The organism is Slackia sp., from assembly GCF_977041755.1.
In genome coordinates, this window is record NZ_CDRRGL010000048.1 from 1 (window position 1) to 13,667 (window position 13,667).

At 56.4% G+C, this 13,667-nt stretch carries 13 protein-coding genes, 1 tRNA gene and 1 pseudogene; 2 read left to right on the forward strand and 13 right to left on the reverse strand.

All coding sequences use genetic code 11. The annotated features are described in order from the left end of the window. The 8 genes and pseudogenes from ACWI8T_RS05070 to cpaB form a co-directional block, all read right to left on the reverse strand. Positions 1-636 (reverse strand): annotated as a pseudogene (locus ACWI8T_RS05070) (hypothetical protein); the annotation flags it as partial. Next, the gene (locus ACWI8T_RS05075) at positions 633-1,151 is read right to left on the reverse strand and encodes a TadE family protein (RefSeq protein WP_449138180.1); all 519 of its coding nucleotides are present in this window, start codon (positions 1,149-1,151) and stop codon (positions 633-635) included. The pseudogene ACWI8T_RS05070 and the gene ACWI8T_RS05075, both read right to left, overlap by 4 nt. 186 nt (positions 1,152-1,337) lie before the next feature. Further along, the gene (locus ACWI8T_RS05080) at positions 1,338-1,607 is read right to left on the reverse strand and encodes a Flp family type IVb pilin (RefSeq protein ID WP_449138181.1); all 270 of its coding nucleotides are present in this window, start codon (positions 1,605-1,607) and stop codon (positions 1,338-1,340) included. Positions 1,608-1,619: 12 nt separating this feature from the next. Further along, positions 1,620-2,090 (reverse strand): type II secretion system F family protein, encoded by a 471-nt coding sequence (locus tag ACWI8T_RS05085; protein WP_449138182.1) that lies wholly within the window; start codon positions 2,088-2,090, stop codon positions 1,620-1,622. Between the two features lie 205 nt (positions 2,091-2,295). Beyond that, positions 2,296-2,826 (reverse strand): type II secretion system F family protein, encoded by a 531-nt coding sequence (locus ACWI8T_RS05090; protein WP_449138183.1) that lies wholly within the window; start codon positions 2,824-2,826, stop codon positions 2,296-2,298. 485 nt (positions 2,827-3,311) lie between these two features. Beyond that, positions 3,312-4,631 (reverse strand): CpaF family protein, encoded by a 1,320-nt coding sequence (locus tag ACWI8T_RS05095; protein ID WP_449138184.1) that lies wholly within the window; start codon positions 4,629-4,631, stop codon positions 3,312-3,314. Continuing rightward, on the reverse strand, positions 4,628-5,995 hold the full coding sequence (locus tag ACWI8T_RS05100; RefSeq protein ID WP_449138185.1) for an AAA family ATPase: 1,368 nt from the start codon (positions 5,993-5,995) through the stop codon (positions 4,628-4,630). Before ACWI8T_RS05100 ends, ACWI8T_RS05095 begins: the two co-directional genes overlap by 4 nt. After that, on the reverse strand, positions 5,992-6,873 hold the full coding sequence (gene cpaB, locus ACWI8T_RS05105) for a Flp pilus assembly protein CpaB (protein ID WP_449138186.1): 882 nt from the start codon (positions 6,871-6,873) through the stop codon (positions 5,992-5,994). The genes ACWI8T_RS05100 and cpaB overlap by 4 nt, the downstream gene beginning before the upstream one ends. Before the next feature lie 406 nt (positions 6,874-7,279). Here cpaB and ACWI8T_RS05110 point away from each other — a divergent pair. Next, a tRNA-Val gene (locus ACWI8T_RS05110) sits at positions 7,280-7,354 on the forward strand. 212 nt (positions 7,355-7,566) lie between these two features. Further along, a complete protein-coding gene (locus ACWI8T_RS05115; protein WP_449138187.1) occupies positions 7,567-8,007 on the forward strand; it encodes a GNAT family N-acetyltransferase in 441 nt (146 codons plus the stop codon). A 288-nt stretch (positions 8,008-8,295) separates the two neighbouring features. Here the strand turns inward: ACWI8T_RS05115 and ACWI8T_RS05120 are convergent, their stop codons facing one another. From ACWI8T_RS05120 to argF, 5 genes are all read right to left on the reverse strand, one after another. Continuing rightward, positions 8,296-9,417, reverse strand: a complete 1,122-nt coding sequence (locus ACWI8T_RS05120; protein WP_449138188.1) for a DUF1648 domain-containing protein — start codon at positions 9,415-9,417, stop codon at positions 8,296-8,298. A gap of 35 nt (positions 9,418-9,452) precedes the next feature. Next, positions 9,453-9,881, reverse strand: coding sequence for a GntR family transcriptional regulator (locus ACWI8T_RS05125; RefSeq protein ID WP_449138189.1), 429 nt, complete (start codon positions 9,879-9,881; stop codon positions 9,453-9,455). A gap of 212 nt (positions 9,882-10,093) precedes the next feature. Then, positions 10,094-11,569, reverse strand: coding sequence for a YfcC family protein (locus tag ACWI8T_RS05130; RefSeq protein ID WP_123218997.1), 1,476 nt, complete (start codon positions 11,567-11,569; stop codon positions 10,094-10,096). A 105-nt stretch (positions 11,570-11,674) separates the two neighbouring features. Then, on the reverse strand, positions 11,675-12,628 hold the full coding sequence (gene arcC, locus ACWI8T_RS05135) for a carbamate kinase (protein ID WP_114615186.1): 954 nt from the start codon (positions 12,626-12,628) through the stop codon (positions 11,675-11,677). Positions 12,629-12,644: 16 nt separating this feature from the next. Further along, entirely contained in the window at positions 12,645-13,640 is a 996-nt protein-coding gene (gene argF, locus ACWI8T_RS05140; protein ID WP_449138190.1) for an ornithine carbamoyltransferase, read from the reverse strand. Between the last annotated feature and the right edge of the window lie 27 nt (positions 13,641-13,667).

Sequence of the window (13,667 nt, forward strand, 5' to 3'; positions counted from 1 at the left end):
CGCGCCTTCGGAAATAGAGGCGCTTTCGTCAAGCGCGACCTGGACGGCACGCGCCGCAGAATGCCCTACGCCGCACGATATATCGGGCGCATCGAACGGCACGAGCTCCACGTAGGCAATTGCATCAAGCCCGATAGCTTCGGCATTTTCAGAAGCGATTACCTGAGCCTGCGCCTGCGCCGCAACCACCAAGCCCTTTTGAGCCGCGTTAAGCGCAGCTTCTTCTGCGCGAGCCACATCTTCACGCTTATTCAGAACCGCCCGCCCCGCATCAAGGAACTTCAACCCTGCCGCCTGCGCACCAGGAACGCAACAGCACACCGCGCCAACCCCTAGAAGCGAAATTCCTGTAAGCGATAGCGTGAGCAACGTGGCGTCGGCCGCACGTACCGCTAGCACAAATTCAGACACTTCGTTTTCCGCGGCGAGTGCACACGAATCGGCCACGGCCTGCACGCCCGCCGCACGCGAAAGCGACCGCGACGTCCAGAGCCCGAAAAAGAGCAGCGAGCACGAAAGGAGAATGGCAAGGGCGGCGCCAAGGGTGGTAAAGCCGCTTTCGCCGCGAAACAAGTCGGCCACGACGCGCGGCGAGTTGCAGCGAGAATCCAACTTGGACTTTCCAGCACGCCTCATGCCTTTTCCTCCCATCGGTCAATCCATGATTCATACGAAAGGCCGAATTCCGATTCCAGCGTCCAATCGTCATGGACGTCCATCTCGCGAAAAACCTCTTGGCGAACGAGGCCGTTACCGCCCACGAGACCTAAAAAGCCCAACCCTTGCCCCACGAGCGGCAAGGGTTTGTATTCATGGGAAATGCGTACCGAAACGCATTCGCCGTCCTGCCCCACGCCCTGCACTTCGACATCCCACGGGCCCTCATGAAAGGCGGAAACAGCAGGCACCGCGCCCAGTCGACGCTGTACGTATTCAACAACCTCGTCTTCATCCGCAGCGGAAGCCGTCTCGAGCACTCGGCAGCCCTCACTCGCAGCCGCCTCCATTACCACACGATCGAACAGCACGATGCCGGGCTGCACCGCAATAACCAGGCCGAAAAGCAACACGGGAATAAGCAACGCCGCCTCAACCGTCGCCTGCCCGCACGCGCCACGAAGACGCATAGGGGGCTCAAAACGCCAGCACATCAAGAACCCCTTTCGCAAGACGATGGGTCATAGGCTGCAGAACAACATCGGCAAAAGCCCCAGAATCTATCGCATGGATAAAAGCGGACAATCCGATTGCAACCGCGATAAAAGCCGTAACGACCAGGGCATACTCAACCGTCGACTGGCCGTTTTCCGCATTGAGCAACGCGTTTCGCCCGTTCGCTAAAGCCCGTTTATGCCGTTGGCGATCGCATTCCACAGCTCCTCGATTTTCGGGCGAAACATCGTGATTGCCACAATCGCTATTACAACAAGCACCCCGACCAAGATTGCATATTCCGTGGTTCCTTGCCCTTTTTCGTTCATGAGACGCATATGCGCTTGCGCCATACGACGACGCGCACAACTGCCCAAACGCTCCCGCATCTCCCCTATACGCCGCACCGCGACACCGCAACGCACGTTTGCATTCTTCACAATCTTCGATTCCATAACTCCCCCTTTTCATTGCACGAACCCCAAAAACACCGGGGCCATTACGACAATCAACATGGCTGGCAATATGAGCACCGCGGTGGGCACGAGCATCTTCACGGGGGCCTTGGCCACTTTCTCTTCCATCTTCGCCCTGTAACACCCACGCGCTTCACTCGCCAGCGCCTCAAGCATGCGATTCATCGGGCTGCCAAAGCGCAGGCAACGAACTGCGTTGCTCGCGAATCGCTCGAGCGATGTCACGCCGCTCCCCACTCCGAGCTCGAGCAGCGCATCGTCGCGGGAAACCAAACCGCTTTCCCACTTCAAGCACGCTTGCCGGCACAAAAGAGCCAGCTCATCATCGAATCGAAAGCAATACAATCGAAAAGCCCGCTCGAACGACATTCCAGCGCGCATGCCAAGCGCAAGCGCATCAATCATCTCTGGAACGTGCCGCTCAAGCGCCAGCTCGTATGCCTCCTTTTGGCGACGCGACACCGTACGTCGCCTTTCGCCACCGCTCCAAGGCAAAACGCCAGAAGCGCTTCTTGCGCGCTTTCTGCGACGGCGCTCACGTCGACAATCGACTCCCCAGGAAAACAAATTCGCGAATGCGATCACGGAGAACAGCCCAACCGCAACGACCAAAATCGCTTCCATGGCACACCCCCAACCGACCAACCGAAACAAAGCCAAACTCGCTCTAGATTTCAACCGCAAGCATTCGCCGGACCAAAAGCACGCCGCCCCCAAGCATCGCAATCGCCATCAAAAGCAGAACAATCCCCTGTGCGCTCGAGAAGAACGGATGCAAAAACGCCGGATCGACCGCGGAAATTACAAATACAAGCGCGAATGGCATAACACTTACGATTTGGGCCGAAAGCTTCGCTTGCGCCGTTTGCACCCGCAAAGAACGACGCAAATCCAAGTCTCGAGAAATCGACTCTTCCGCCGAACGCAAAACTGGGGTGGCGCTGCCGCCGCACGCATACTGCACGTCAAGCGCCATAGCGACGAAAGAAAGCTCCGGCAACTCGGCAACTTGTTTAAAATGCTCGAGCGCCTCGTTCATCGAATAGCCCAGATCCAAATCGCGCGACACGCGGGCAAAAAGGCTGCGCGCTGGCTGATCGATTTGCTGAGCTACCTCGGAAAACGTTTGCGGAAGAGACAGGCCCGCATGCATGCACGCCTCCATGCACCGCAACGCATCGGGAACCTGTTCGCGCAATTGGGCACGTTCCTTTTCGATAGCGCGAGTCAGCACAACTCGTAAGACGACGACACAAAGGACCAGCGCACAGAGCGCCACCACAAACGACCGGAACACCACAAGCAACAAAATTGCGAGAGCGAGCACTGAGACGACAAAGAGAGAAGCAAGCCCTTCGGGAGTCGTGTCGACCCCTTTTCGCGTCGCCAATCTCGAGGCATCGCGAAACGATTGTCCAGCGGGCGTCGAAACGATTCTCTTGCAAAGGGGAAGAAACGACGCGACGCCATTTCTCACGTAATACAGCGACACCCGGCAAGCCGCATCGCGAGCGCGGGCGCGCAAAATCGAGAAACGCCCAGCTCCTCGCCCATTCGCCGCGCCCTGCACGCGAGCCCTCTGCGACGCGTAAGCGACCCCACGAGTCGCAGCCATAGCGCGCTCAAAGCCAAGAAATACCGACCTTCCCACGACAAACGCGCATCCAAACGCTGCAACAAACGCTACGAAAGCGAACACGCCCGCTTCCACGACGCCACCTCCTCGCCCTCAATAAGTCCCATATCTACCGCATCATCGAGCCACGAAGGCGCCCGTGCCCACACTCCCTCACTTTCGAGGAATCGCCGAGTAAACAAAGGATCGGCCACGCATGCCGAATTATCACCACGACGCATCTCGGAAATTGCGCTTACGAAACGCCTGCCATCGCGCGAGCGCGACGTTTGCACCGCAACATCGATCGCCGATGCGATGTTTTCTTCAATCACCTCTACGGGCAAATCGAACCCATAGCGCACCATGGTGACCAAGCGAATAATCATGTCCTCGGGCGAATTGGCATGCAGCGTGGTAAGCGACCCATCGTGACCGGTATTCATGGCCTGAAGCATTTCCAACGTTTCGGCGCCACGACACTCGCCAACGATTATTCGGTCGGGACGCATGCGCAATGCGTTACGCACCAAATCGCGAATCGTGACCTCGCCTACGCCTTCGGCGTTAGTTTTTCGCGCCTCCATGCGCACCACATGAGGATGCTCCGTAAAACGCAACTCCGCCGAATCTTCGATGGTCACAATGCGTTCGGTTGCCGGAATCTCACATGAAAGAGCGTTAAGCAGCGTGGTTTTACCCGACCCTGTGCCGCCGAGAACCGCGATGTTTTTACGCGTTCGAACAGCCCAAACAAGAAGTCGCGAAACTCGGCTGTCGAGCGATCCCGCACGCCGCATATTCCCAAGCGTCATCGTTGTATTGGCGAACTTGCGAATGGTGATGGTCGGCCCATCGAGAGCTATGGGCGGAATCACGACGTTCACGCGATGGCCGCCAGGCAAGCGCGCGTCGACCATAGGGGAACTCTCGTCAACACGACGGCCAAGCGGAGCCAAAATGCGATCGATGAGCGCACGAACCTGCGCCTCATCAGAAAACACCGCCGCCTCGCGCACCAACAGGCCCGACCGCTCGATAAACAATGACGACGTTCCGTTCACCATGACCTCGGTGATAGTCGGATCCTCAACGAGCGCCTGCAAAGGGCCCATACCGAATACGATATCCTCCAAATCACGCGAAAGCCGCGTCTTCAGTTCGTTCGGTCTGCCCGCCCATCGCGGCGAAGCAAACGCCTGCTTGCACGCGCTTTGCAATTCGCTGCGCGCACGACGAGGATTCTCATCCGCGAGCCGCGCGAGCACATCCCCCGGAATTATGCGACCGGCATCTTCCTTCAACTCGTCAAGCATCCACCCGTCATCGCGCGCCCGAATCGCGGTGCCTTCCGCTTCAGCAAGACGAACGCGCGAAGAGAGCGTCATCGCCTTGCCTTTCTACCGAAAAGACGCCCGCGCCTACTTTTTGACGAAAGGGATTGAGATACGCGTTTTACCTGCTCATCTGAAAGAATTCTCTCAAGAAGCACTACGACCTCATCTGTAAGCGGGTTTCTTGATTCAATGAATTCCTGCACGAAGCCCGCCCCTAGAAGCTCTTCCACATCGCGGCGGCCATTTGAGAGCTCAATCGCCGTTGAACCCTTTAAGGCGCACGATGCGTCGACGGCAGAAAGCAGGCTCTCGCGCTCATGCTTGTTAATCGCATACACAAAACCGCTCGTCGCAAGCCCCATACGCGCGCACAGCTCGACAGCATGCACCGTTGCCTCAAGCGATGTGGGACGAGCATCCATAAGGAAGACGACCGAATCGACCGATTCGATAAGGCGTGCATGGATTTCGCTCCAAAATGCACCGGCGCATGCCACGACAACATCGTAATCGCCCCGTGCGGCATCGATGATATCAGGCAGCTCACCAGCAATTTCTTCGGAAGATTCCAAACGCGAGGGCGCCGCGACAAGGGATGGCTTCCCCGTTGATTTGGCGTCTTCGTTCAAACGCGTCATGAGCGACGGGTTCGCAACGACCTCATCCATTCGAACGGGCTCGCGCACGCCTAGCATGCGATGCATATCGCCGAACTGCAAATCGGCATCAATCGCAAGCGTTACGAGCCCCGCCTTTGCGCACAGCGAAGCCAGCAACGTGGCGATGGTGCTCTTTCCGCATCCCCCGCTCGCTCCGACAACCGCCACAACCGTCCCGGCTCCCTCTTTGGAAACGCAGCGCCTTTCTTTGCACGATTGCGTCGGACCATCCGAAACCAAGGATGCCTGCGATTCGCATTCGCCCTCCTCAGCGCAGGCTTTTGCGCCGTTGGCGGGTTTCATATCTGGTTCTTTTCCGCAGCCGTCATTGCGATCGAACGACGGGCCCTCTTCCTCCTCGCGGCTGATTTTCCTGCCGCGCTCATCCCAAAGGCTTTTTGCAAACACAAAGCGATCTACAAAACACGCTTGGGAAAGCACACCATCGACCTTCGCAACAGATGCCCTGCTCGCAAGTGATCCGTTGTTCACCGCACACGCCAAATACACCTTTTTGAATGGATCATCGTATTTCAGCGCCGCCGCAACATTAAGCGGCTCCATGTCGTCGCAGGAAACGACCCATGCTTCCTCGATACCGTCTCGCCGCGCCGCACGACGGCATTCTTCCGCAGTCGCGCAGCATTCAATCCAAGAAACCGCCTGCAGGCTTGATTCCTCCAAACCAAGCAGCTGAGGGTTTCGCAGCGATTCTTCATCGGCACACAACACCGCGCGTTTTGTCACGGAAATCACGCTTCTTTCTTTCCATTGAACTGGGTTTTCGATGACCCCTCAACACCCGATGCCTCTTCACCATTCGCTTCCCCCGTCGAGCTTTCCGCCGAAAGGGAAGACTCGCTCAAAGCACCTGCCGTTTTCGAGGCGCTCGTTTCATTTTTTCCTTCGTCGCCCTCAACCGCATTTTCTGAATCGGCCGCCATCTCGCCACTCTGGGCCTTCGCGCTCGAACGCATATCGCTTGCCACGAATTTCTCTGAAGGCAGCGTGAAATACAGGTCGCTCACACCCGCCGCCGCGATAAGCTCGTTCACTTCAGACGGCTTTGCCGCAAGCGTTATCCACGAAACGTCGTTTGCTTCGTCTTTTTTCGAACCCGTTGATGCGCTTGTTGCGAGCACTTCGACATTGGCCACAAGCAAGTCGGTCGACTTCGCCGAAGTGGAATACACGTTCACCTTGTCGCCCGCTCGCACCGATCCACCGACCGCAGAAACCGCCTTCGCGGGCACGCTCACCGCGCAGAGGCCATCGGGCACCTGCAGCACCGAACCATCTGCCCGCTCAAATCGCTGCGTGAGCAAAACCTCGCCTGAATAGATTCGCGCCTGGGCCGGCTGAGCCTTAATCTGGGCCAAATCGGTAACGGCTCCTTCAGGCAATAATTCGCCCGGCATGAGCCTCCGCTCCACATTGGCCGAATCGGCCTTCGATCCTTCAGCGATATCGCACGTGGCAACATAGGCCTCCACCTGCGTAGAGCCGTAACGCGCAAGCACCTCTGCGCGTTCTTGCTCGACATTTAGTTCGATTTCATGCGCATAGAGCATCATGCCCGCCACGCAAACAACCCCACACACCACACCAACAATAAGGCTTCGCCCTTTTCTCATTGGCTCCCCCATTTGATTCGTCTTCCGCTTATGCGGCTCTTGCGACATCATGGCAGCGAAACCTTGCCCAAACCTTGCCCGTGCGCATGCGATTTACATGCGATTCCCCCTTTGTTTTCGTTGCGTTTTGCCGCGCGCATCCCTCGCTTTCCCTGTATTTCGCACGCGATTTCGGCATGAACATGCGTCAGATTCCATCGGCTTCACGTATGCCTGGCTTCGCGAAACCGACGCAAAGCCGCCCTCGCTCCAATAGCGCGAATACTCCACGAAAGGCGGCGCAGCTTCGAGCGTTCAAACGACCTTTTTTATCTTTTTCTTAAGTCGTGTGCATTCCTGCACAATTCGACTCATTTCCCTTTTCCCAATGACAAAAAACGCTCGTTATGGCAGAATTAATTCTTGCGGGCGGTTGGCGCAGCGGGAGCGCAGGTGCCTTACAAGCATCGGGTCGGGGGTTCAAATCCCTCACCGCCCACCATTTGAACGCACAATGGCTGCTCATTTGAGCAGCCATTTTCTTTTTCTCCATTATTTGAAACTGCGATATCAATTCAACTTCAACGCATTCGCTCGCGTCACCATGCACCACAATTTGCACTACAAATCGCACCACGCCGCGCACAAGCACTACTTTTCTTCTTCCATTTTTTCGTTATCATTGCCCCAAGCTCACACCGAAGGAGGCAAGCCATGCCAAATGTCGAACTAAAGCGCGGACAAGAAGTAAAAGAAGACGCATTCGAGATTCGCCGTCGCGTATTTATGGAGGAACAGGGCTACACCGATGAATTTGACGACATCGATGACACCTGCATCCACATCGTGCTTTACAAAGATGGCGAGCCTGCGGGCTGCGCTCGCACCTTCCCCGAACCCGCAGGATTAACGCGCTGGGCCGTCGGCCGCGTAGCGGTACTCCCGGAGAAGCGCGAAGGCGGTTTTGGGCGCATGCTCGTCGAAGAATGCGAACGCGCCGCCACCGAAGCGGGGGCGACCGAAATGTGCCTGCACGCCCAAGCTCGACTCGAGAGTTGGTATGGCCTCATGGGATACACGCGCTTCGGCGAAGTCGACTACGAAGACGAAGGCCAGCCGCACATTTGGATGGAAAAGACCATCTCGCGCCCCTAGCAACAACGCCCTATATCGAAACCATCCGCATAGCGAGCGGTTTCTTGGCGTGGCTGCGCTCGCGCCAGACTAACGTCTTAATCGAAACCACCCGCATATCGGGTGGTTTAACCTAGCGCATTCCTCTGAATGAAAAATGGGCGTCGGATCGAATCCGGCGCCCATTGCGCAAGCCTTAAAAGTCGGCTTATAGGATAAAAACGTGTCTCGAGGAAACGCATGCCTCATCCCACTCATCGAGTCAGAACGGGAAGGGCCCTTGCGGTGGAGCACTTCACAGCGAAACGCCTAACTCACCATCAAAAACGATGATGCGACAAAGACGGCGGTAAGCACAACGACTCCGCCAAAAATCGCCCATGCTGCAGGGCGGGCACAATTAATGGTCCAACCCACGCCGAATCGCTCGGGCACGAACAGGCTCGCATCTTCGGGCGCCCAGTAAAAAATGCCCAACTTCCAATGATCATCATCGTCGACAAGCATAGCATCGCTCGTTTGCATTCTAAGGAATACACGCGATCCGCATTGGCCATACACCACGCTTACCACAATAGATGCAACCACCATCGGGACGCACGCGACAAGCGTCGCGATTACCGCTGCGCCGATTCCGATAACGCCAACGATATACAGCTCAAAGGCAATTCCCATGACCATAGTCAACAGCACTCCGCCGCCTACCAGCACAATTGAATTCGCCCGAACAAACATGCCATAGGCCCAGGCCGAAGAGGCAGGCGCACCAGGCTCTTTCCAAGCCTTCGATGCAAACATCTGCCAATGGCAAAACGTCAGAATAATGGCAAGAAACGCCTCAAGCAGCACGGGAAACAGCACGACGCCCACGCTTTTTTGAGCCCACCCGTCAACCGCTCCATCAAAGCCTATATGCATTGGCACTAATTCGGGCATGGAGGAATACCCGACAGCGGCAATTGCCACCGTAGTGGCAATCACGGGAATATAGAGCAAATTCCATTTCAGCGACAGCCCCTGCGGAAAGCCTTCAGGCTCTGCTCCAAGTGAAGCGACAGATTGTTGCGATTGCGCAACCCAGCCGCGCTCCTTCTTATACGAAACCATGCGGCGACGGTAGAAAAGCATGAGGCCATACGACACAAACATGAGCGCGAAGGTACCGCCAATAAGCAAAACGAAGAGAACCAAAGGGCGCTGAGCATACGCCGCCATTGCACATGCGAGTGTTAGCACCACCGTAACCGTAAGCATTATGACGGCATATTTCCGTTTGAGGCCCTTTACATACACATCATCTTGAGCGACAGAGGGAACCGTTACCGCAAACACCTCGGTGCGACGCTGAAGATAGGGGACTATGGCAGCCAGTATTCCGCAAAGAGGAATCGTCATGCATGCCGCACACATAATAATTGTCGTCGTAGTCATTGCTGCCCCCTAATCGCTACAAGAAGAATGAGTCTTCACCCCAGCGTCTTTCGCTTCAGCGTCTTTTGCCTCGGCGCTTTTTGCCCCATACGCGCATTTCGCTTGAGCTGCAGCACGTTCGAGAAATTCATCAAGCGTGCCGCCCCGGGCGCGCCAGGCCGGGCCAAGTCGCGCAACACATCGTCCATTTGGCTATCCGCAGCTTCATTCGACGAGTTCGCGCCCTGTGCCCCCGCTATGAAAGCGCCTGCACGACCCCTAACCACGATGTAGCCTTCGTCGCGCAACACGGCATATGCCTTATTGACCGTGTGCAGGTTAATACCCAAATCGCTCGCCAAGCGGCGCACGCTTGGCAACGCATCGCCCGCCGTTAGGTCGCCTCGTGCGATGCCGGCAATTATTTGCGAGCGAATCTGCATATACAGCGGCTCATCAACCATGTCGTTAACAACAATGTACATATCAATGTCCCTTCTTGTTATACCTGACTATAACAGATATAACAAGAAGGGACAAATACTGTCGTTTCTTCAAGCAAAGCAAAACAAAGCAAAACAAAAGGAACGGCCCCTTACGGGACCGTTCCTTTTTTCCACCACACGACGGAGGCTCAACCCCGCGTGGAGGAATCGCATCCTTGGTTATCGCCAGGCAAAGAGCCGGAGAAACCTCGCTAGAGTATGCACATTGCGACCGTGACAATCACCAAGCAGATGACCGCCAATATCGCGAGCAGTTTTCCTACCCACTTAAGCCACGTGCCATACTGCACATGAGCAACTGCCAAGCCACCCATAATCGCGCCGCAGGTAGGAGTGAACAGGTTCACGAAGCCATTTGCGGAGCTGAAGATCATGACCATGGTCTCGACCGAGAAACCGAGGTTCGCAGCCAAGGGGCCCATGATGGGCATGGACACGGTTGCCATGCCGGAGCTCGACGGAATCAAGAACGAAAGCACAACGTAGAGCAGCCACGATGCCGGCGCGAAGATGAACGCGGAGACACCCTGCAAAGCGTTGGAAGCATTCAACAGAATCCAGTCGGACATACCGGTTTCAGCCATCAGGATGGAGATACCACGAGCGAGAGCGATGATCATAACAACGCTCATCATGTCTGCGGTGCCGTCGATAAACGCCTTCACCGTTTCAGCCTCGGTAAGACCGCCAACCACGGCAATAATGAGGGCCAGGATGAAGAACCAGCACGCAGCCTCAACGAAGTACCATTCACCAAGCGGAAGGCCGGTGATAACGGCAGACCAACCGAGGAAGATTTCAACACCGAAGTCTTCCCAAGGAATGAAGCTGATGACCATCACGATAAATGCGATGGCGAACACGATCAGGGCACCCTTCTGACGACCGGTAAGCTTGACGTCTTCGAGAGCGTTGTCCTTGCCAAAGTTCTCTTTCTCAGCTTCCTGCTCCTGCAGAGACAGAATCGTCGAACCCCTGTCCTTCTTCACCTTGGCGGCATACTTCATGACGTAGATGATGGACACAGCCGTGGTGGAAATCCAGAGGATGGCGCCCAGAGCGATGATGATGCCCTGGTTCACCTGAATGCCAGCGTCAACGAGCGAAGATACCGCAGCGCCAACGGCGAACGGGTTAACCGTAGAGCCCAAAACGCCGCAGCCAGCACCCAACAGAACGACTGCCGAGCCAACCATCGCATCGAAGCCAGCAGCATACATGGTTGCCGCAAGCAGAACGTAGAACGGCACGGTTTCTTCGCACATGCCGTAGGTGGTACCACCAATGGAGAACAGGATCATAAGAATGGGAATGAGAACGAGCTCATTGCCCTTGAGCTTCTTCACGAGTACGGCAATGCCGTTGTCGAGAGCGCCCGTCTTGGTCATAACGCCCAAGAAGCCGCCCAGAATCATAACGAAGAAGCAGACCTCAAGTGCGCCGCCCGGGAAGGTGTCGGGGTTCGCAGCACCTTCAACAATATCGGTAGGAGCACCAGTGAAGCCATAAATCGGAGATGTCAAAATGTTTGACAGAGATGCAGCCGTAACAGTACCGCCCGTGGCTGCCGCGGCAATCCACGAAATAACGGCCAGAACGACCAAAAGGATGAGCAAAATACTAAAGGAGCTAATGGGTTCCTTTTTTTTCTTAGTCTTCTCAGCCATGGGAGTCCCCTTTCCTGGGAGAGCACCCGCGCAACCCTTTCGGTTTCCCCTGCGCGAATGCTCCCTCCCCCGAGCGACCAGCCCGGAGGAGGGGGATTGATCGGCTTAGGCGGTAATGGTAGTACCGGTCAAGCCATTAATTGCATCTTTGGCCTTGTCCAAAGACGTGATGAGGGCTTTACCCTGCGGGTATTCCCCGACATACTCAAGGCATGCCTCAACCTTCGGCAACATGGAGCCCGGCGCAAACTGGCCCTGCTCGATGTATTCCTGAGCCTTGGCGGTATCCATCGTGTCGATATCGGCCTGCTCGGGAGTGTTGAAGTTGATGGCAACCTTCTCGACAGCGGTGAGAATCACCAACATGTCGGCCTTGAAGGTGGCAGCCATCATGGCAGCGGAGCGGTCCTTGTCGATAACGGCAGGAACGCCTTCGTAGGTATCGTTGCGCTCGAACACCGGCACGCCGCCGCCGCCCGTGCAAACAACGATGTAGCCGTCGTCGAAGAGGTCCTGAATTGCGTCGCTCTCAACGATGCGGCGGGGCTTCGGAGAAGCAACCACCTGACGCCAACCACGGCCGGCATCTTCCTTGAAGGTGTAGCCGGTCTCGGCGGCCTTAGCCTTGGCCTCTTCCTCGGTCAGGAAGGCGCCAACAGGCTTGGTGGGATTCTGGAAAGCCGGATCGTCGGGATACACAACGGTCTGCGTAACCACGTTAGCGGTGGAACGCATGATGCCGCGACGACGAAGCTCGTTCAAAATAGCCTGCGAGAGCTGGTAGCCAATGTAACCCTGGCTCATGGCGCCAGCCTCGGGGAAGGGCATTTCAGGCGTTTTCTCGTCATGCTGAGATGCGAAAGCAAACGCGTTGTTGATCATGCCGACCTGAGGGCCGTTGCCGTGAGTGACGATGACGTTGTTGCCCTCAGCAACCATGTCAACGATGCAGGCTGCAGTGTGCTTTACAAGCTCAAGCTGCTCTTGGGGCGTATTGCCCAGGGCGTTGCCGCCCAGCGCGATGACAATACGCTTTCCATCTGACTTAATGTAAGGCATTGCAAATCTCCTGCTACTACTTCAGGGTGGCGTACATGACAGCCTTGATGGTGTGCATACGGTTCTCAGCCTCGTCGAAGACCTTGGACTGCTTCGACTCGAAGACCTCGTCGGTAACTTCCATCTCGGTGATGCCGAACTGCTCGGCCTTCTGAGCACCAATCGTGGTGTTGGTGTCGTGGAAAGCAGGCAGGCAGTGCAGGAAGATGGCTTCCGGCTTGGCGAGAGCCATGAGCTCGGAGGTCACGCGATAAGGCTCGAGCTCCTTGATGCGCTCAGCCCAAACCTCATCGGGCTCGCCCATGGAGACCCAAACGTCGGTGTAGATAACGTCGGCGTTGGTGCAGGCTTCCTTGGGATCGTCGGTGAGGAGGATGGTGCAACCATTCTCAGCAGCAATCGGCTTGCAAGCCTCGACCACGTCGTCGCCAGGCATGCAGTGCTTCGGGCCACAAGCCACGAAGTTCATGCCGAGCTTGGAGCACACGACCATCAGGGAGCGAGCAACGTTGTTCTTGCAGTCGCCCATGAAGACGAGGGTGCGGCCCTTGATGTCGTAGTTGAAGTTCTCCTGAACGGTGAGGATGTCGGCGAGCATCTGGGTGGGATGCCACTCAGTGGTCAGGCCGTTCCATACAGGCACGCCAGCATTGGCAGCCAGGTCTTCAACGTCAGTCTGGGCAAAGCCGCGGAACTCGATGCCGTCATACATGCGGCCGAGAACGCGAGCGGTGTCCTCGATGGACTCCTTCTTGCCCATCTGAGAGCTGTTGGGATCAAGATAGGTGACGCCCATGCCCAGATCCATTGCGCCAACTTCGAATGCGCAACGGGTACGGGTGGAGGTCTTCTGGAAGAGCAGAACGATGTTCTTGCCCTCAAGGTAACGATGCGGAACGCCCGCGCGCTTCATATCTTTGAAGTTCTTGGAGAGCTTCAGCAGGTATTCGATCTCCTCGGTGGAGAAGTCGAGCAGACGGAGGAACGGACGACCAGAAAGATTAACACCCATTTTGATTCCTTTCTTGGGTTGAAGGGA